This window comes from Pseudorhodobacter ferrugineus DSM 5888, assembly GCF_000420745.1.
Taxonomy (GTDB): domain Bacteria; phylum Pseudomonadota; class Alphaproteobacteria; order Rhodobacterales; family Rhodobacteraceae; genus Pseudorhodobacter; species Pseudorhodobacter ferrugineus.
The window spans coordinates 1-18,857 of record NZ_ATVN01000020.1 but is presented as its reverse complement, the minus strand read 5'-3'; the positions used below and the strand labels follow the sequence as shown (position 1 = coordinate 18,857).

16 protein-coding genes and 2 pseudogenes are annotated in these 18,857 nt (G+C 58.3%); 7 read left to right on the top strand and 11 right to left on the bottom strand.

From position 1 onward, the window contains the following. The first annotated feature begins 55 nt into the window (after nucleotides 1-55). On the top strand, nucleotides 56-2,554 hold the full coding sequence (locus G560_RS0115440) for a GcvT family protein (protein WP_022705203.1): 2,499 nt from the start codon (nucleotides 56-58) through the stop codon (nucleotides 2,552-2,554). A gap of 82 nt (nucleotides 2,555-2,636) precedes the next feature. Here G560_RS0115440 and G560_RS0115435 read toward each other — a convergent pair whose 3' ends face one another. From G560_RS0115435 to G560_RS0115385, 11 genes are all read right to left on the bottom strand, one after another. Beyond that, the gene (locus tag G560_RS0115435) at nucleotides 2,637-2,909 is read right to left on the bottom strand and encodes a hypothetical protein (protein WP_022705202.1); all 273 of its coding nucleotides are present in this window, start codon (nucleotides 2,907-2,909) and stop codon (nucleotides 2,637-2,639) included. A gap of 113 nt (nucleotides 2,910-3,022) precedes the next feature. After that, nucleotides 3,023-3,694, bottom strand: coding sequence for a PspA/IM30 family protein (locus G560_RS0115430; protein ID WP_022705201.1), 672 nt, complete (start codon nucleotides 3,692-3,694; stop codon nucleotides 3,023-3,025). A gap of 102 nt (nucleotides 3,695-3,796) precedes the next feature. Further along, nucleotides 3,797-4,414, bottom strand: coding sequence for a TetR/AcrR family transcriptional regulator (locus G560_RS0115425; RefSeq protein WP_022705200.1), 618 nt, complete (start codon nucleotides 4,412-4,414; stop codon nucleotides 3,797-3,799). 56 nt (nucleotides 4,415-4,470) lie between these two features. Further along, nucleotides 4,471-5,706, bottom strand: coding sequence for a mandelate racemase/muconate lactonizing enzyme family protein (locus G560_RS0115420; protein ID WP_022705199.1), 1,236 nt, complete (start codon nucleotides 5,704-5,706; stop codon nucleotides 4,471-4,473). 80 nt (nucleotides 5,707-5,786) lie between these two features. Then, on the bottom strand, nucleotides 5,787-7,010 hold the full coding sequence (locus G560_RS0115415; protein WP_022705198.1) for a TCR/Tet family MFS transporter: 1,224 nt from the start codon (nucleotides 7,008-7,010) through the stop codon (nucleotides 5,787-5,789). Further along, nucleotides 7,007-7,678 carry an alpha/beta fold hydrolase gene (locus G560_RS0115410; protein WP_022705197.1) on the bottom strand — a complete coding sequence of 224 codons (672 nt, stop codon included), beginning with the start codon at nucleotides 7,676-7,678 and terminating at the stop codon, nucleotides 7,007-7,009. Before G560_RS0115410 ends, G560_RS0115415 begins: the two co-directional genes overlap by 4 nt. A gap of 66 nt (nucleotides 7,679-7,744) precedes the next feature. Continuing rightward, complete coding sequence (locus G560_RS0115405) at nucleotides 7,745-8,533, bottom strand: alpha/beta fold hydrolase (RefSeq protein ID WP_028914161.1); 789 nt, start codon at nucleotides 8,531-8,533, stop codon at nucleotides 7,745-7,747. A gap of 91 nt (nucleotides 8,534-8,624) precedes the next feature. Next, nucleotides 8,625-8,939 carry a hypothetical protein gene (locus G560_RS0115400; RefSeq protein ID WP_028914160.1) on the bottom strand — a complete coding sequence of 105 codons (315 nt, stop codon included), beginning with the start codon at nucleotides 8,937-8,939 and terminating at the stop codon, nucleotides 8,625-8,627. Nucleotides 8,940-9,105: 166 nt separating this feature from the next. Continuing rightward, nucleotides 9,106-10,083, bottom strand: a complete 978-nt coding sequence (locus G560_RS0115395) for a threonine ammonia-lyase (RefSeq protein WP_022705194.1) — start codon at nucleotides 10,081-10,083, stop codon at nucleotides 9,106-9,108. A gap of 108 nt (nucleotides 10,084-10,191) precedes the next feature. Then, nucleotides 10,192-11,031 (bottom strand): alpha/beta fold hydrolase, encoded by an 840-nt coding sequence (locus G560_RS0115390; protein WP_022705193.1) that lies wholly within the window; start codon nucleotides 11,029-11,031, stop codon nucleotides 10,192-10,194. Then, a complete protein-coding gene (locus tag G560_RS0115385) occupies nucleotides 11,028-11,714 on the bottom strand; it encodes a haloacid dehalogenase type II (RefSeq protein WP_022705192.1) in 687 nt (228 codons plus the stop codon). The genes G560_RS0115390 and G560_RS0115385 overlap by 4 nt, the downstream gene beginning before the upstream one ends. A gap of 131 nt (nucleotides 11,715-11,845) precedes the next feature. Between G560_RS0115385 and G560_RS0115375 the strand changes: the two genes are divergently transcribed. From G560_RS0115375 to G560_RS0115350, 6 genes and pseudogenes are all read left to right on the top strand, one after another. Continuing rightward, on the top strand, nucleotides 11,846-13,630 hold the full coding sequence (locus tag G560_RS0115375) for an ABC transporter transmembrane domain-containing protein (protein ID WP_022705190.1): 1,785 nt from the start codon (nucleotides 11,846-11,848) through the stop codon (nucleotides 13,628-13,630). A 152-nt stretch (nucleotides 13,631-13,782) separates the two neighbouring features. Further along, nucleotides 13,783-14,223, top strand: coding sequence for a peptidoglycan-binding protein LysM (lysM, locus tag G560_RS0115370; RefSeq protein ID WP_022705189.1), 441 nt, complete (start codon nucleotides 13,783-13,785; stop codon nucleotides 14,221-14,223). 173 nt (nucleotides 14,224-14,396) lie between these two features. Further along, nucleotides 14,397-16,286: an acyl-CoA synthetase gene (locus tag G560_RS0115365; RefSeq protein WP_022705188.1), complete on the top strand. Its 1,890-nt coding sequence runs from the start codon at nucleotides 14,397-14,399 to the stop codon at nucleotides 16,284-16,286. 742 nt (nucleotides 16,287-17,028) lie between these two features. Further along, nucleotides 17,029-18,346 (top strand): annotated as a pseudogene (gene tnpC, locus G560_RS20045) (IS66 family transposase); the annotation flags it as partial. Beyond that, nucleotides 18,346-18,642: a hypothetical protein gene (locus G560_RS0115355; protein WP_022705187.1), complete on the top strand. Its 297-nt coding sequence runs from the start codon at nucleotides 18,346-18,348 to the stop codon at nucleotides 18,640-18,642. The pseudogene tnpC and the gene G560_RS0115355, both read left to right, overlap by 1 nt. Before the next feature lie 8 nt (nucleotides 18,643-18,650). Continuing rightward, nucleotides 18,651-18,857 (top strand): annotated as a pseudogene (locus G560_RS0115350) (IS3 family transposase); the annotation flags it as partial.

The following is an 18,857-nucleotide window of genomic DNA, read 5'->3' as shown; positions in this document are numbered from 1 at the left end:
AGCCACCTCACAATCGGGCACATATGGGCAAAATTCGCGCTCAGGGAGTCGCCTCATGAAAACGCATGTCAAAGCTTTGGTCGTCGGCGGTGGTGCCGTCGGAAACGGGATCGCCTATCATCTGGCCAAGGCGGGCTGGGACACGATGCTGGTCGAACGCGATGAACTCACCTCCGGCTCCACATGGCACGCGGCGGGCCTTTTGCCCTTGTTCAACATGTCCTACGCCACGACCCATATCCACAAATATTCCGTTGATTTCTATAAATCATTGGAGGCAGAAACAGGCCTGAACGCCGGTTTCGCCGTGGTTGGCAACCTGCGCATGGCCCAACATCAGGCCCGCATGGATGAATACATGCTCTATTCCGCCGTTGCCGACAGCGCCGATGTTTACCACGAATTCATGACGCCCGCGCAGATCAAGGAACGCTGGCCACTGGTGCGCACTGATGATCTTGTGGGTGCACTTTTCCACCCACAAGACGGCTACATCAACCCTGCCGATGTGACCCAAGCTATGGCCAAAGGGGCCCGCCAACATGGCGCGACGATCGAGCGTAAAATCCAAGTTGATGCCTACCGCTGGACCGGTACCGAATGGATCGTGTCTTGCACCAAGATGGTTGATAAAGGCGGCAACCTGATCCCATCCGAAGAAACGTTTGAGATTCACGCCGAACATGTCGTCACCGCCACCGGCAACCACGCCCAACGCACCGCCCGCCTGCTGGGCATCAAAATTCCCGCGATCCCGGTGGAACACCAGTTCATCGTCACCGAACCCGACCCGATGCTGGTCGAATACCGCAAAAACAACCCCGAACACCCCGTGCTGCGCGACGCCGATGCGAAATGGTACGTCCGCGAAGAACGTGGCGGCTGGATCCTTGGCCCCTATGAAAAAGGCGCACCTGCGCGTTTCGAATACGGCGTCCCCGACAGCTTCCGCGCCGATCTGTTCCCCCTTGCCTTGGACCGGATCGAACAGGAATACATGGACTTCATCCACCGCCTGCCATCCAGCGAACCCGTTGGTTTGAAAGATGATTTCAACGGCCCGATCTGCTATACCCCCGATGGTAACCCGCTGGTCGGCCCCGTGCCCGGCCTGCGCAACATGTGGATCGCCGAAGGCTTTTCCTTCGGTATCACCGCCGCTGGCGGCACCGGCTATTACCTCGCCCAACTGATGACGCAAGGCGAGGCCGAGATTGACATGGCCTCCCTCGACCCGCGCCGCTATGGCAGTTGGATGACCACCGAATACGCCGCCCGCAAGAATGAAGAATGTTACGACCACGTCTTCATCCTCCACCACCCCGATGAGGAACGCGAGGCCTGCCGCCCCCTACGCACCACCCCCGTTTACGACAAACAAATCGCTTTGGGCGCGCAAATGGGTTTCGTGAACGGCTGGGAGCGCCCCAACTATTACGGCCCGCTGGACGCCCCTGCCGATTTCGACCATAATTCCCGCAGCTTCCGCCGTGGCGACTGGTGGCAATACGCCAAGGCCGAGGCAACGGCCCTGCGCGATACCGCTGGCCTCATCGACGCCTCCGCCTTCACCAAACACACCGTGCGCGGGGCAGGGGCCACGGCCTTCCTCGACTGGTTCACCTGCAACAAATTGCCCAGCATTGGCCGCATCAACCTGACCTATGCGCTGACGCCAACAGGCACCACCCGCACCGAATACACCATCGTTCGCAATGCGGAAAATGACTATTACCTCGTGTCCGCTGGCGCATGGACCAGCTATGACGCCGATTATATGCGCAAATCCGCCGAAGATTTCATCGCGGCAGGCGGCGCGCATGTGGAAATCAACGACGTCACCACCCAATGGGGCGTCTTCGCCATCGCTGGCCCCAACGCCCGCAAAATCCTGCGTGAAATCGTCAAGGATGCCGATGCTGACACGGTTCTTTCAAACAAACGCTTCCCATGGCTGACCGCGCGCAAGCTCGAACTCGGCATGTGCCCCGTCAACGCGATCCGCGTGGCCTATACGGGCGAACTCGGCTGGGAACTCCACCACCCGATTGAGATGAACCGCTACCTGTGGGATCTCCTGCTAAAAGCGGGCGAGAAACATGGCATGAAACTCGTCGGTGCCCGCGCCCAAAACTGGCTGCGTCAGGAAAAATCTTACCGCGCTTTCGGCACCGAACTTGGCCGTGATGCCACGCCGATGGAGGCAGGGCTTGACCGTTTCATCGACCTCTCCAAAGACTTCCAAGGCAAACAGGCCATGATCGACACAGGCATCCGTGCCAAATGCGTGACCGTCCTGATCGACGGCCCAGAGGATGCCGACCCGTGGGGCAAAGAGGCGATTTTTGTGAACGGCAAAAAAGTGGGCCGCCTCACCTCCGGCGGCTGGTCGGTCGCGTTCAACAAACAAATCGGCATGGGCTATGTCACGCCCGATTTGGCCGCCGTTGGCACCAAGCTAAAGGTAAAAATGCTGCTGAAAGAATGGGACGCTGTGGTGGTCGAAGACAGCCCGTTCGATCCCGCCAACGAACGGATCCGTATCAACGGTTAACGCGAACCGCCAGAACAGCAAAAAGGCCCCGCACGCGCTGCGGGGCCTTTTCGCATCTCAAATCTGGCCAAAAGCCAAACGCTCACTTTTCCCCAATATACTCCGCCATCAGCTTTTCGTTCTTGGCATCTTCCAACCGCGCCAAACGGTCCTCGGCGATTTTCGTGTCAAAGCGGTATTTGACAAAGTTCACCAAAGACAGCGTCAAAAGCAGGATCCCAAGACCCCAATAGCCTTTGGTCGACAGATCCACAGGGGCCAACCAGATCGACAGGGCAAGCATGCCGTAGGCAATGGCCACGCCAACGCCGTTAAAGAACATGATGGCAGATGTATCGGATTTTTGTGCAGACATGATAAAGTTCCTTTATGTGGGTATTTGATGTGCCCGATCAGGTCAGGCGGATTTCAGGATGTATGTACGCATGGCATACGGATGACATACGCAAACTGTACGGTCGTTTTGGGTCAGGCTTTGGCTTTCAGGCGGGCCAGAACATCGGCAGCGGTGACGCGGGTGGACGGGCCAAACCCTGCATCGGCCATCCGGTCGGCCAGCCCGTCATGCGACAATTCACGGTTGATGCCGCGCAGAATATCCGACCTCTCGAACGGGTCGTCGGCATTGGTGACACGGGTAATCAGCGCCTCGGCCTCTTCAATCGCAGACGCCTCGCCATTGGGCAGTTTCTTGATCAAGGCTTGTTCGCGGCGAATGGCGCGGGCAGTCGTAGCGCCTTGTTTCAAATCGATAATCCTGCGGTGCCCTGCTTCAACCGATTGGCGCAGGCGCACGGTTTTCGTCTCCAGCCGCAGCACGGTTTCGACCCGCAAAACACGTTCGTTTTCCATCTGGGCCAGCGCATCGGCGGCTGGGGTGGCAAGGTCTTCGCGGCCTTGTTCCAAGGCTTCGGTGGCACGGCGGGTCATGTCCGCGATGCGCTGATCCAGCGTCGCCAGCAGCCGCTCTTCGCTGCGTTGACGTTGAATTAAACTTGCCAAAGTACCCTTGGCCGCGCGCAAGCCTTCATCGGCCTCGCGGATTTTCTGGTCGATAAGTTCGATTGCGTAAGTGTCGCGGATGGTTTCTTCGGCGCGGGCATTGGCGCCAAGGATCAGGGTGCGTAGGGTTCCAAACATCAGTCGCTCCTTTTCATGTGGTTCATGTTGAACCTTGTTCATGAATTGAACGTACCGATATCTGAACGCTGTTCAATATTAATTTTGAACGATGTTCAGGAATTATGCTTGTGACGTTACGTTCGACAGCAAAATCGCGATCATGTCTTCGATTTTGTCCAGCGGAACACCCGAAATTCGCTTTTGCAGGCCCAAAAGAACGATTCCATGCACGGATGAGAACAAAGCACGGGTCATCAATTCCAATTCATGCCGCGTATAGTTGGGAAAAACCCGCGCCAATGGGGCCGCGATCAGGGCAAACAGCTTGCCCAATTCGGCCAGATACCACTGCGGAACATCCATTTCTGTCGACATTTCAAGGTCAAACAGGGCGCGCCACAGGTTCGTATTTTCGGCAGCGAATCGCAAATAGGCATGCGACATGGTGATCAATTCAGCCTGCGGCGCGTTCTGTGGGGCCGCCGCGACCGAGGCCGCAACCACTTTGCCCAAAGACTGAAACGTGCGGCCATTCACCGCCATAATCAAACCATTCAGGTCAGGGAACACGTTATAGATCGCACCAACGGCACAATCCGCTTCACGTGCCAATTCGCGGGCTTTGATCGCAGGCAGGCCCTCGTCCCGTATCCGCGTCTCGGCAATATCAATCAGGCGGGCGCGCAGATCTTCGCGTCGCAGATCGGCTTTGCTGGGCTTTTTGGCAGTGTCGGGCATAGTCTGAACCTCATTGAACGAGGTTCAGACTAGCCTGTGCGCGCAGGAATGGAAAGTTAGGTACTGCTTGGCGCGCCGCCTTCAAAGCGGTTGCCGTTGGAATAGTCACACGGCGCTTCTTGCATCTCCAGATGCAGGCGGGTGCCGGTGTAGGGATGGGCGCGGGCAAGGTCTTCGTCGAAGTCAATCCCAAGGCCGGGACCTTCGGGCGGGATGATGTAGCCGCGTTCCCATTTGATCGAATTCTTGATCAGGGCTAGGTGAAAACTGCCACCTGTTTCAATGGTTTCTGCGATCAGCAGGTTCGGGATGGACGTGGCAAGATGGATATTCGCCGCCCATTCCACGGGGCCTGCATAAAGATGCGGGGCCATTTCGGCGTTGAAAACTTCGGCCATGGCCGCGATTTTCTTGGCCTCCCAAATTCCGCCGACGCGCCCCAAAGCGGGTTGCAGGATCTTGACCCCGCCATGCCGCAACAGCGCGCCAAACTCGGCTTTGGTCGTCATCCGTTCGCCCGTGGCCAGCGGGATGCGGACATGTTTGGCGACCTCGGCGAATTCCAAAAGGTTGTCCGGCGGGATCGGTTCCTCGTACCAAAGGGGGGAATAGGGTTCCAAAGCCTGCCCTAACCGGATGGCGCCCGGGGTGGTGAATTGGCCGTGGGTGCCGAACAAAAGGTCGGCGCGGTCGCCCACGGCCTCGCGGATGGCTTTGCAAAACGCAACCGAGCGGGTGATGTCGGACATTGCCGGATGGTGCCCGCCGCGAATGGTATAGGGGCCTGCGGGGTCGAATTTCACGGCTGTGAACCCAAGGTCGACAAAGCGGATCGCCGCCTCGGCTGCGGCATCGGGGGACACCCAGAAATCGGCGCTTTCCTTGCCCGGTTCGGGGTAAAGATAGGTGTAGGACCGAATACGGGCATTCATTTTGCCACCCAACATCGCCCAGACCGGCCTGTTGCGTGCTTTGCCGACAATATCCCAACAGGCCATTTCCAGCCCTGAAAACGCGCCGATCACGGTGGGGTCAGGGCGCTGGGTGAATCCCGAGGAATAGGCGCGGCGAAACATCAGCTCGATGTTTTCAGGGTTTTCGCCTTCCATGTGGCGGGCAAAGACATCTTCGATAACCGCGTGCATCGCCTTGGGGCCCACGGTCGAGGCATAACATTCGCCAATGCCTGTGATGCCGCAAGCGGTGGTCAGCTTGGTGAATATCCAATAGCGGCCGCCCCATCCGGGGGCTGGGGGGGCGACGGTAAAGATTTCGAGCGATTGCAGGCGCATTGGTGGGCTTTCCGATTGTAGCACGTGCCGGGGGCTTCACGCCCCCGGACCCCCGTGAGGTATTTGGTCCAAGATGAAGCCTAGGCGCTGTTTTTATGGGTTTCCAGCGGTTTCGCGACATGAAGAGCGATGGCTGCGACCATAAGGAGGGCGGCGAGCAGGAACGGCGCTCCAGGGGCGAAGATGGGGGCGTCAGGTGCTGTGAAGGCGGCAAAGGTGGACGTCATCACCAAGGGCGCCACGATCATTGCAATGGCGTTCAGGGAGGACAGCACGCCTTGCAATTCGCCTTGGGCATTGTCGGGCGTATCGCGCGACAGGATGGCTTGGAGCGCTGGTGTGACCACACCACCAAGGGCGGTGATCGGGGTTAACAACAGAGCAATCGCGCCAGAGGTGACAAGCCCGAGTGCGGTGAGCGTGATAACGTCAATCCACATGCCAATATGGGCGGCGCGGTGTTCGCCAAACCGTTTGATGAGTGGTCCCACAAGGAAGGCTTGACCGATCCCGTAGCTGAGCCCGTAAAGCGCCAGCGAATAGCCGATGGTTTCGGTGTCCCAGTCAAAGCGGGCCTTACCAAAGAACGCCCAGATCGCGGGATAGACATTCATCGCAAGGGCGACGATCAGAAAGGTGATCAGGGGGCGTTTCAGGCCGGGCAGTTTGCTGACGGCACGTAACGCCCCGATTGGGTTGCCACGCGCCCATGTGAAGGGGCGGCGGGTCCGGTCGGTCACAGTTTCGGGCAGGACGATCAGCCCGAGGATCAGATTGGCAAGGGCCATTGCACCGGCGGCATAAAACGGTGCGCGGGTATCAAGGGTTGCGACCAAGCCGCCGATCAATGGTCCCAGCACAAACCCTATGCCAAAGCAGGCCCCAATCAGGCCAAAGCGGCGGCCTCTGTCTTGGGCTGGTGTGATATCGGCGATAAATGCCGTGGCGGTGGAATGGGTCGCGGCTGCAATACCCGCCAATACGCGGGCGAGCACCAAAAGCCAAATGCTGGGGGCCAAGGCCATGCACAGATAGGCGAATGCCATAACCCCGAGCGAGACGAGCAGGACAGGGCGGCGGCCATACCAATCCGACAGCGACCCGATCACGGGGCCAAAGATAAACTGCATCACAGCAAAGGACGTGGTCAACAGGCCGCCCCACAAAGCCGCAGTTGCCAGAGTGCCGCCAGTTACGTCTTCAATCAAATCAGGCATCACAGGGAAAATCAGGCCAATGCCGATGGCATCGAGCGTGACGGTCATCAGAATAAAGCTGAGCGCGAGGCGGGGTGTGGGTGTCACAAAATGGCCTTTGCAAGCGCTTGGGGGGTTGAGAAAAACGGCGAATGGCTGCTGTTGAGGTGTCTGACGTCATCCCAACCTTGGGACATTGTGGCCTGATAGTCGGGCGGGATCGCGCGGTCATCGCGGCACAGGATATAGCGCTTTGGAACCGTCACGGTATCAAAGAAAAGCGGCGTGCTTTGCGGCAAAATGGCCTGCGGCCCAAGATGTGCCTGAGCGTAACGCACCACCTCGGGCAGGCAATCGTGATACAGTTTGTCGGCAACCATTTCGGGGCGGAACGAAAACGATTTACGGTCTGCGCTGGTTTCAATCGCCTCCAGCAAGGGTTGGCTTGGCCCTGCGCGGCGCATATCGGCAAGGCTTTGCCCCGACTGCGGCACATAGGCGCAAACGTAGACCAGCCGTGCGATCTTTTCGGGCGCGCGTAAGGCGGCGGCGGTTATCGGATAGCCCGCCATGGAATGCCCGACCAAAACCGTAGGCACCGTGATCGCATCAAGAATTGCCTCGACATATAGATCAAGGGTGATCTGGTCGATGGGGGTGCTGTCTTGGCCATGGCCTGGCAAGTCGATGGCGCGGGTGTCCGGCAGGTGGGGCAATGTATCGCGCCAGCACCATGCCCCGTGGCACGAGCCGTGGATCAGAAGGATGGTCTGCATCGGGGGCGTTCCTGTATCCAGTGCGAAGGGCACGTTTGCCGGATTGGAGCCAAGGGTCAACCACAATCAACCATGCCCTATGGACCCAAGAAAGGATGTCAGCGCGCTTGCAAACTCTGCGGGTTGTTCGATCATGGGCAAGTGCCCTGCCTTACGGATCAAATGGAAGCGGGCAGATGGGATAAGTTCAGCCAATTCGCGGACCATATCGGCAGGGGTTACCGCGTCATGGCTGCTGGCGATTATCAAGGCGGGCAGGTGCAAACTGGCCGTGGTGGTGTAAAAATCGGTGCCCGCAATGGCGGCGGCACAGCCCAAAAAACCCTCTAACCGCTGTGTGCGAAGGAGCGTGGCCCAAGGCGCAATCGCTGCAGTTTCGCGAAAATCACGGGAGAAGGTTTGCGCCAGATCAGCCTCGTGGCGCGCCTCGATCCCATCGGCTTTTGTTGCCTCAATCAGCCGTGCCCATGTGTCCTTGGTGCCCATTTTGGTCACGCTATTGGCGATCACCAGCGCGCGGATTTGGTCCAAACGTTTGACGGCAAGCCCTTGGGCCACCATCCCGCCGATGGAACTGCCGACAAACACACAGTCGCGGATATTCAGATTGTCCAGCAGACCCTCGGCATCGCGCACCAAGGCGCCCATCGAATAGGGCGCAGGCGGGGTTGCGGATGCGCCATGCCCGCGCAAATCATAGCGGATGATCCGCAGGGTTTGCGGCAGATAGGGGATGATGGCATCCCAAACGCTGTGGTCTAGCCCCATCGCATGCGCAAACACAACTGCGGGGCCTGTCTGTGCCCCTTGGTCACGATAGGCAATCTGGTGATCGCCGCATTGGGCATAAGACATCGGCACGTGCATCACGGGGGTCCATTGGCAACTTCAAGCGCTGTTGTCCGGCAATGGCGCGCGCGCTGCAACCCTGTTTTGCAACCAGTCTTTAGTGATTGACCATCATAAGCCCGACCACAACCAAACCCGCGCCGCCGATTTGGCGCAGTGTCATCGCCTCGCCGATATACCACGCGTAAAGCATGACGATCAGGGACTCGACCCCGATAATGGCAATATAGACAGGCCCCAAATTGGTTCCGCGCAACACCGGCATTTCCCCGAAAACGGCTGCGGCAAGCCCGATGGCCATACCCAACACGGCAAGGCCCGTTAGCGCGGATGATCCCATCTTCATGCGGATAGTCGCCGCGCTGTAACCGAAAGCCGCAACCAAAATCAGGATGAGGTTTGCCGGTTGCAAAAGGGAAAGCGTTGGCGACGTTATCGGAGGTTTCCAAATTAAAGGGCCAGCTCGTCGCGAAAATTGCGACAAGCCGGCGTTAAAAAGGATTGTTGAAAACAAATTTTATCTGTCAAAAAATCGTCATGTCGGGTTGGGCAATGCCCCAACCCTGCGTAAAAAGATATTAGTCGGCCAATCTAGCCAAAGCGCGGGCAAAGATATCGGGATCGACATTTCCCCCTGATGCAACACATATCACATCCGGTGTGGTGATCTGTTCCCCATGGAACAGCGCCGCCGCCAAAGCCACAGCGCCGCCCGGTTCCAACACGATTTTCAGCCGCAACCATGCCAGCGCCATAGCCCGCAGCGCCTCATCATCCGTCACAACGATGCCGGGGCCACACATCCGCTGCATGATGGGAAGCGTAATCTCGCCTGGTGTGGGGGTGACAATCGCGTCACACAGCGATCCGGACATGGTGGCGTTTTTCTGGCGTGTGCCAGTGGCAAGGCTGCGGGTTACATCGTCAAAGCCAACGGGTTCGGCAGGGCGCGCACGCAAACCGGTGCTGCGCGCAGCAAGCGCCAAAGCTATCCCCGAGGTCAGCCCGCCGCCCCCGCAACACACCACGACATCGGCCTTGGTTATTCCCAGCTCAGCCGCTTGTTCGGCAATCTCAAGCCCGGTGGTGCCCTGGCCTGCGATCACCATTTCGTCGTCGAACGGCTTAATCAGGGTCAGCCCGCGCTCGGTTGAAAGGCGGTCGCCAATCGCGTCACGGTCTTCGGTCTCGCGGTCATACAGCACCACTTCGGCCCCAAGAGCGCGGGTGTTTTCGATTTTGATCCGAGGTGCATCCATTGGCATGATGATCACGGCTGGCGCATCGTGCAACTTGGCTGCAAGGGCGACACCTTGGGCATGGTTGCCCGACGAAAAAGCAATCACCCCTTTGGCGCGCAAACCGGGCGCCAAGGCAGACAGCGCCGACCACGCACCCCGAAATTTAAACGACCCTGTGTGTTGCAAGCATTCGGCTTTCACAAACACCCGCCGCCCGGCAATTTCATCCAGAAAGGGCGAGGACAGCAGTGGTGTGCGGCGCGCATGTCCCTTCAGGCGAAGGGCGGCGGCTTCGATATCGGTAATGTCTGGCATGTGTTCCAGCTTTCTTTGCAATGTCGCCGTATTGCTGACCTTTACAGATAAAACAGTCAATCTTTAGATGATGATTTTACGCCCTGTATAGGCCCTCAAATCCGCGTCCTAGGCGGTTGCCTGCGCCATTGCGGCTGCCAAGAAGTCGCGCAAAACCGCAACCGCTTCGGGCTCATCCAGAAACGGAATATGCGCACGGTCGGGCACATTGCCGAAGGCCATGGCGGGACGGCGGCGGCGCATTTCATCCGCGCAAGTTTGGGTGAGCAGGTCCGAATTTGCCCCACGGATCAGCGCCAAGGGAATGTCGGGGCAGGCGTCAAACAGCGGCCACAGGTCAACCTCAGGGCCCTTGAACGCGGCCAGAAAACTGTCGCGCAAGGCAGGGTCATAGGTGATTTTCAAACCCTCCGGCGTGGCAGTATAGTGCAGGCGCGCTTCCTCGAGCCAGCGGCTGTGGGTCACATTGGCAAAGCCGGGCATATTGGCAGGTAAGGCATCGGCCAGCGCCTCATGCGTTTTGACGCGCGGGTTGCGCCCGACGTAATCCATAATACGTTCCAACCCCGGCTTGTGAATTTCGGGGCCGATGTCGTTGAAACAGATCCCCAACAAACGATCCGGCGCCGTGGCCGCCAGCATCATCGCGATCAGCCCGCCGCGCGATGTGCCCAGCAATGCCGCCTTTGCGACCCCCAGATGATCCAGCAATTCCAACGCATCCTTGGCCTCTTGCGGCACGGTATAGGTTTCGGCCCCCGTCCATTGGCTTGCCCCGCGCCCGCGATAATCCATCCGGATCAGGCGACACGGCGGCAGATGTGGGGCCATATAGTCAAAGTCCCCCATCGTGCGGGTCAGACCGGGCAGGCAGAACAACGGCGTGCCCTCGCCCTCATCACGAAAGGCAATGCGCGTGCCGTCAGATGTGGTGAAAAACTGCGTCATAGGGCACCTGCGATTTGGGGAATGGTGGTCAGGTCGGGCAAAACATGGGCGGGCTGTGCGGGCAAGCGGTCCATCGGCAGGCCCGCGCGGTTCACCCAAGCCGTTTGAAACCCGAAACCGGCGGCGGAGCACACATCCCACCCGTTTGACGATACGAACAAAACCTGCTCGGGCCGCGTGCCGAAGTGGCCACCCACCAAGTCGTAGACCCGGCCTGAAGGTTTAAAAACCCCAACGCTTTCCACCGACAGTACCGCATCCAGATCGGCACCGAGTCCAGCCGAGGCAACGGCAGATGCCAGCATGTCAGGGCTGCCATTCGACAAAATTGCTGTGGCAAATCCCTTCGCTTTCAACCCATGCAGCATCGCGGGCACCTCGGCGTAGGCGGGCAATTCATCATAAAGCGCCATCAAGCGCACCCGCAGCGCCGGGTCGGACAGCGCCGCCGCTTCCATCGCCCAATCCAGCCCGTCAGCCGTAACCTGCCGGAAATCCACATGATCGCCGGTAATCGCGCGCAGCCATGTGTATTCCAACTGCTTACGCCGCCAATCCTCGGCCAGACGCGGCCATAAGGTGGCCAGCACCTCTTGCCCCGGTTCGGCGGCGGCTATGCGCGCGGCCCCTGCCACATCAAACAAGGTGCCATAGGCATCGAAAACGCAGGTGGAAATAGTCATGGTGCAGCCCTTTTGTTTTGCTGAAACTGGCACAGCACGACTGTTTACGAAAGGGGGCGCGGCAAATGGGATGCTTGCGACCTGCGCCTGCAACGCCTAAAGGGAAGCGTTGCAAATAAGGGCGGTTGGTGATGGCGCGGAATACGACAATTTTGGAAGAGCGCGAAAAATCGAAAAAGATGGGCGCGTTGCGCGGCTTGGTGCCGTTCTTGGCACCCTACCGCAGGCTGGTGATCGGGGCGATCCTTGCGCTGATCCTGACGGCCTGCGTGTCGCTTGCCTTGCCGCTTGCTGTGCGTCGTGTGGTTGATGGCTTTGCCGCCGATAATGCCAGCCTGCTAGACCAGTATTTCTTTGCAGCCCTCATGATTGCCATGCTTTTGGCGCTGGGCACCGGCGCGCGGTATTATCTTGTAACACGGCTGGGCGAACGGGTTGTCGCCGATATTCGCAAAGCCTTGTTTGACAAGGTGATGGGGATGAGCCCCGCCTTCTTTGAACGCCTGATGACCGGCGAAGTCCTGAGCCGGTTAACAACAGATACCACGCTGATCTTGTCGGTGATCGGGTCGTCTGTGTCGATTGCCCTGCGCAACCTGTTGATTTTCTTGGGCGGGATGGTGGCCTTGCTGCTGACATCGGCCAAGCTGACCGGATTGGTGCTGCTGATTGTGCCGGCGGTGATTATTCCGATTATTGTTCTGGGGCGCCGCTTGCGGGTACTTAGCCGCGAAAACCAAGATCTGATCGCCACCAGCTCGGGCAACGCATCCGAGGCGCTGTTGTCGGTGCAGGCCGTGCAAGCCTTTACCCACGAAGACCCGTCGCGCGCGGCCTTCGCCGATTTGACCGAACAGTCCTTTGTGTCGGCGCAAAAACGCATCGGCACACGGGCCTTGATGACCGTCATCGTGATTTTTCTGATCTTCACCGGCGTTGTCTGTGTGTTGTGGATTGGCGCGCGCGATGTGCGGGCAGGGGCGATGAGCCCGGGCGAGTTGGTGCAGTTCCTGATTTACTCCGTAATGGTGGCCGGTGCCGTTGGCGCCTTGTCCGAAATTTGGGGGGAATTGCAACGCGCAGCAGGCGCGACCGAACGCTTGGTCGAATTACTGGTCACAACCGATAGCGTCAAAGACCCTGTGTCCCCCGTGGCCCTGCCGCGCCCTGTTAAAGGCGAAATCAGCTTTGATGCTGTGCATTTTCAATACCCCGCACGGCCAGAAACCAGCGCCTTGGACGGTATTGATCTGACCGTGGCACCGGGCGAAACGGTGGCCCTTGTTGGTCCGTCTGGCGCAGGGAAAACCACGATTTTGCAGCTGATCCTGCGGTTTTATGATCCCCAGAAGGGGCGCATCACCTTTGACGGTGTAAATCTGCAAGATATGACGCGCTCTGAATTTCGCCGCGCGATCGCGCTTGTGCCGCAAGACCCGGTGATTTTTGGCGCCACCGCGCGCGAAAATATCCGTTTTGGCCGCCCCGAGGCCACGGATGCAGAAATTGAGGCCGCAGCAAAAGCCGCCGCCGCCCATGACTTCCTGACCGCCTTGCCGCAAGGCTATGACACCTATGTCGGTGAACGCGGCGTGATGCTGTCGGGTGGCCAAAAACAACGCATCGCGATTGCCCGCGCGATTTTGCGGGATGCCCCGGTGCTGTTGCTGGACGAGGCGACAAGTGCCTTGGACGCGGAATCCGAACGGCTTGTGCAGGCGGCAGTGGATGAGCTGTCCAAAACCCGCACCACCATCGTCGTCGCCCACCGCCTTGCCACGGTGAAAAAGGCCGACCGGATTGTGGTCTTTGACGCGGGCCGCATTGTGGCCACGGGCACCCATGACGAGCTGGTTCAGCAAGACGGCCTTTATGCGCGCCTTGCACGTTTGCAGTTCACCGACGGGCAGGCCTAGGCCGCGGCCAAATGCGTGCAAGACGGGCCATTGGGGGAATTTTTTGGATTTTTCCCTCCAAGCATCGTTAATCCGCCATTGCGTGCCACGGTCCCTGCGTCATACTGCACGGCGTAAAGGGCCGCAGGCCCCACTGGTAAAGGGAGACGTTCATGGGTGTTTGGAGCTTTGTAAAAGACGCAGGCAAGTCGCTGTTCGGTGGTAAGGCCGAAGCCGCAGAGACGCCGAAAGAAGACGTGCTGAAGCAAGAGGTCAAAGATCTTGGCCTTGATACCACTGGTTTGGATATCAAAGTGGGTGCTGATGGCAAAGTTGTCGTGTCGGGCAATGCCGTAAGCCAAGAAGTCAAAGAAAAGGTCATCTTGGCCGTTGGCAACGTCGCTGGCGTTGGCGAAGTGCAAGATGATGTGCCGGATGCGGGTGCAGCACCTGTGTTCCACGAGGTCAAGAAAGGCGATACGCTGTCTGCGGTTGCCAAGAAAACCTTGGGCAATGCCAACCGCTACAATGAGATTTTCGAAGCGAACCGCCCGATGCTCAGCCACCCTGACAAAATCTATCCTGGCCAGATGCTGCGTATTCCGCAAAAGTAAATCTGACCAACGTGACGACAAAAGGGGCGCATCATGCGCCTCTTTTGCATTTAGGCCTATGACGTTGCGTTTTTTCGCCCGCTCTTGCTTGCGAGAACCACAAAAACTCCCCATCTTTGATCAAATAATAAGCCCAGTGATAAAAATCGCGGGCACTTAGGGGAGGAATAGGAATGAAGGCCTTTGCGTCTGTTGCGGATCGTGATGCGATTGAATCGGAAAAACCTTGGGCCGAACGCGATGTCGCGCGGTCAATGTATCAGTATTTAAGCCGCGCGCGCGATGGCCATGCCAACAAGCCCGCGATCAGCTTTCAGCTGCAATCTGGCCCAACGGACAGCGCCGAAACCCTGACTTGGGCGCAGTACCATGCCAAGGTGACCCAAGCCGCAAATATGTTCCGCAGTCTGGGCGTGGGGCCGAATGACGTTGTCGCCTATGTGCTGCCCAATTGTACGGAAACAGCGATTACGGTTCTTGGTGCGTCGGTTGCGGGTATTGTGAACCCGATCAATCCCTTGCTCGATGCCGATCAAATCAGCTCTATCTTGCGCGAAACCAAGGCCAAGGTCGTGGTTACGCTGAAATCTTTTCCGAAAACCGAGGTGGCGCAACGCGTGGCCGAAGCGGTGCGCCATGCCCCCGCTGTGAAAACCGTGTTGGAAATTGACCTAACGCGCTATTTGAGCCCGCCCAAAAGCTGGATTGTGCCGTTGGTTCGGCCGAAAAACCCAGTGTCCCACAATGCCGCGGTTTTGAGTTTCAACGCCGAATGCGCAAAGCACCCGTCTGACAAACTGATGTTCGAAGACGTTCTGACCGACCGCGTGGGGGCCTATTTTCACACCGGCGGCACCACAGGCATGCCCAAAGTGGCGCAGCACAAGGTGTCGGGGATGGTCTATAATGGCTGGCTTGGGTCGCAGTTGATTTTCGAAAAATCCGATGTGGTGATTTGCCCGTTGCCCATGTTCCACGTCTTTGCGATTTATCCGATTTTGATGTCGATGATCGGCAGCGGCGCGCATGTGGTGTTTCCAACGCCTGCGGGCTATCGCGGCGACGGGGTTTTCGACAATTTTTGGAAACTGGTTGAACGCTGGAAAGTGACCTATATGATCACCGTTCCAACGGCCCTGTCCGCCCTGATGCAGCGCCCCGTGAATGCTGATGTCAGCACCTTGCGCGGTGCGTTTTCGGGGTCGGCCCCCTTGCCGTTGGAATTGTACAAAAGGTTCGAAAAAGCCACGGGGGTGGCAATCATCGAAGGCTATGGATTGACCGAATGCACGTGTCTTGTGTCGTGTAACCCACCACAAGGGAACAAGAAAATCGGTTCCGTCGGCATTCCCTTGCCCTATACCCATGTTCGAATTCTGCACCATGATGCGGCAGGCAAGGCAACCGATTGCGGCATTGATCAGGTCGGCGAGATTTGCGTATCCAACCCCGGCGTCTTTCCCGGTTCTACCTATACCGAAGAGGATAAGAACCATGATCTGTTTGCCGAGGGCCTGTATTTGCGCACGGGCGATCTGGGGCGGATGGACGCGGACGGGTATCTTTACATCACAGGGCGCGCCAAGGATCTGATCATTCGCGGTGGCCACAATATTGACCCCGCCGAGATTGAAGAGGCGCTTGCTGGACATGAAGCCGTGGCAATGGTGGGCGCTATCGGCCAACCGGATTTGCACGCGGGTGAAATTCCCTGCGCCTATGTCGAACTGGTCAAGGATGCCGATGTGACGGTCGGTATCTTGATGGAATTTGCCCGCAAGCACATCCACGAACGCGCCGCTGTGCCGAAAACGATCGAGATTTTGGCCGAATTGCCGAAAACAGCGGTGGGTAAGGTGTTCAAGCCCGATCTTCGCCGTCTTGCCATTACCCGCGTTTACAACGAAGCGCTGACGGCAGCGAACTTGCCTGTGCAAGTCGACGCCGTGGTCGAGGATAAGAAGCGCGGTTTGGTTGCACAAATCACGCGGGCCGATGGAGTAAGTGACGCAGCCGTGACCGAGGTATTGGGGCAGTACATTCGGCCATGGGAATGGGCCTGATCCGACCTATTGGTCTTGGCTGGTAATGGGGGGCAATCTGCCCCCTCCTTTTCAGCCGGACCCTTGCGGCCTTGTGTATCTGCACGCCAACAAACATGAGTTGCGCACACACTGACTTTGCGGCCTTGCCCCCATTCCGGACAACAAAGTTGACAACGCCTTGGCCTTACATAAAGATGACTGCCGCACCACACTAACGGGTTGGCGCGCGTCGCAATATGGTGACGTCGGTTTGCCTTTGGTGATGTGCGGCGGACTCTGTGGAATGCGCTAGGGGTGCGGCCCAAGTTTCGCAGCCCTTATGTAAGCCCGTGAGGCTTGCATGAATCAAACGCCGAAATCATGAAAGCGTTATGAGCAACCTTTGCTGGCCGAGCAAAGTGCAAATTGCCAACGTTCCAAAGGTGGCTTCAAGAAAAGCGCCCAAATGACAAACGGGGCATTGCATATGCAATGGCCCGAGAGGGCCAAATCAGCGCAGTGCCCTCTTGCCCCCTTATTTTCGAAACCGTAACGCGACTGTCGGGCAGCGGATCGAGGCCATGACACTGATTTGGTTCCGAAAAACGTAAGGCAACAAAGGCCTAAAGTCTCGTATCCCCAGCCGGAAGCCCCGCACAAAGCCCGTGAAATATGATAAGCACTCATTCAAACGCCGTAACATGTTGATTGTCACTGAGAACTGACCCGGCGGGGGTGCGGACGAAAACGTGGGCTATCTTGGAGAAGTTCACGTATCGCTACGAATACGACCCCGCGCGAACGCCGTGAACTGGAACCCGGCACCTGCTGCCCTGACTGCGGCGGCGATCTGCACGTGGTGGGTGAGGATGTCAGCGAACTCCTCGACATGATTGCTGCCCAGATGAAGGTGATCCAGATCGCCCGGATCAAGAAATCCTGCCGCCGTTGTGAGCGGATGGTGCAGGAACCAGCACCCAGCCGTCCGATCCCCGGCAGTATGGCTGGGCCGAACCTGCTGGCGCATGTGCCCCCTCTCGGCGCTGCAAGCAGCGCCTGCCGGGCTACGGGTCTCGAAGTTCGACGACCACCTTCCGTTATATCGCCAACACGAGATCTTCGAACGCATGGGGGCAGACATCCCAGAAAGCACGCTGGTGGGCTGGTGTGGCCGCGCCATGAAGACCCTGTCGCCGCTGATCGAACGGATCGAGGCGGACATCATGGCCAGCGATCTGTTGCACGCAGATGACACGCCGATCCGGGTGCTGGACCGGTCATTACGCGACAAGGGACTTGGCAAAGGGGTCAGGCAAGGCCGGATCTGGGCCTATGTGCGCGATCAACGCCCTTGGTCGGGGGCATCGCCACCGGGTGCTGTCTATCGCTTTGCGCCAGACTGGAAGGAAGAGCATGTTCTCGGCCATCTGTCCAACGCCCGCGGCATCCTTCAGGCTGACGGCTACAAGGGTTATGCCAAGCTCTATGAGCCTGGCCCCGATGGCACGCAGCGATTGCGCGAAGCGGCCTGTTGGGCTCACCTGCGCCGAGACTTCCACGGTTTTTGGGCGTCGACCAAGTCCGAGATCGCCCGCGAGGCGCTCGACCGGATCGGTAAGTTCTACGATATTGAACGCGACATCACCGGTCAGCCCGCTGACGTCCGCTATGCGGCGCGGCAAAAGCTGAGCCGACCAAAGGTCGAGGCCTTTTTTGCCTGGTCCGAACAGCAGCTCCTGCGCATTCTAGGCAAGAACGACTTGGCCAAGGCCTTCCGCTACGGCCTCAGTCGGCAAGAGGCCTTCAGCCTGTTCCTGACCGATGGGCGTGTGGCCATCGATAACAATCCCGCCGAGCGCGCCCTGCGTCCGATTGGAATAGGACGGAAAAACTGGCTATTTGCAGGGGCTGATACCGGCGCGGAAACCCTCGCACGTGCCATGACCATCATTGAAACCGCCAAGCTGAACGGCCTCGACCCACAGGCCTACCTCGCTGACATTCTCGACCGTATCCACGATCACAAGATCAACCGGCTGGATGAACTGCTGCCGTGGAATTGGGTGCCGCTGGCCGCTGCCCATTCACAGGCCGCCTGATGGCTGCGGTGACACATGTCTGCAGTATCGACTACGTCGCCAAAATGTTGGGCGAGGATGCCGAACTTCTTGAAGCGATCATCTACAACGACGACAACCTGACCTATGGAAACATCGTCAGCGTTTACGTCGGACTCGACGAAACAGTCACCGCACTGACCGATGACGGGATCGAAAAGCTGACGGACATGATCCGCGCCGCTCGTATCACCAACAAAACCTGGCATGAGTTCCTTGATGACTTCGTGGATGACACCGATCTCGCGGCGCGCATCAAAGCTAAATCGCCGGGGTAACAATGGGGCGGTTACGTTACAGCTCATACTTGGGAAAGATTAGCCCCGCGCCGGGGAACATCATCAACCGTGACTTCCAGGCTTCCGCGCCCAATGAGAAATGGCTGACAGACATCATCGAGTTCCACATCCGCGCTGGAAAGGTGTATCTTTCTCCTATCATCGATTGTCTCAAAGGCCTCGTCATCAGTTGGGCCATCGGGATTAAACCGGAC

What these genes read in the sequence shown, in the direction of transcription:
- G560_RS0115440 (WP_022705203.1), top strand. Translation starts at nt 56, where the DNA reads ATGAAAACGCATGTCAAAGCTTTGGTCGTCGGCGGTGGTGCCGTCGGA.
- G560_RS0115435 (WP_022705202.1), bottom strand. Translation starts at nt 2,909, where the DNA reads ATGTCTGCACAAAAATCCGATACATCTGCCATCATGTTCTTTAACGGC.
- G560_RS0115430 (WP_022705201.1), bottom strand. Translation starts at nt 3,694, where the DNA reads ATGTTTGGAACCCTACGCACCCTGATCCTTGGCGCCAATGCCCGCGCC.
- G560_RS0115425 (WP_022705200.1), bottom strand. Translation starts at nt 4,414, where the DNA reads ATGCCCGACACTGCCAAAAAGCCCAGCAAAGCCGATCTGCGACGCGAA.
- G560_RS0115420 (WP_022705199.1), bottom strand. Translation starts at nt 5,706, where the DNA reads ATGCGCCTGCAATCGCTCGAAATCTTTACCGTCGCCCCCCCAGCCCCC.
- G560_RS0115410 (WP_022705197.1), bottom strand. Translation starts at nt 7,678, where the DNA reads ATGCAGACCATCCTTCTGATCCACGGCTCGTGCCACGGGGCATGGTGC.
- G560_RS0115405 (WP_028914161.1), bottom strand. Translation starts at nt 8,533, where the DNA reads ATGTCTTATGCCCAATGCGGCGATCACCAGATTGCCTATCGTGACCAA.
- G560_RS0115395 (WP_022705194.1), bottom strand. Translation starts at nt 10,083, where the DNA reads ATGCCAGACATTACCGATATCGAAGCCGCCGCCCTTCGCCTGAAGGGA.
- G560_RS0115390 (WP_022705193.1), bottom strand. Translation starts at nt 11,031, where the DNA reads ATGACGCAGTTTTTCACCACATCTGACGGCACGCGCATTGCCTTTCGT.
- G560_RS0115385 (WP_022705192.1), bottom strand. Translation starts at nt 11,714, where the DNA reads ATGACTATTTCCACCTGCGTTTTCGATGCCTATGGCACCTTGTTTGAT.
- G560_RS0115375 (WP_022705190.1), top strand. Translation starts at nt 11,846, where the DNA reads ATGGCGCGGAATACGACAATTTTGGAAGAGCGCGAAAAATCGAAAAAG.
- lysM (WP_022705189.1), top strand. Translation starts at nt 13,783, where the DNA reads ATGGGTGTTTGGAGCTTTGTAAAAGACGCAGGCAAGTCGCTGTTCGGT.
- G560_RS0115365 (WP_022705188.1), top strand. Translation starts at nt 14,397, where the DNA reads ATGAAGGCCTTTGCGTCTGTTGCGGATCGTGATGCGATTGAATCGGAA.
- G560_RS0115355 (WP_022705187.1), top strand. Translation starts at nt 18,346, where the DNA reads ATGGCTGCGGTGACACATGTCTGCAGTATCGACTACGTCGCCAAAATG.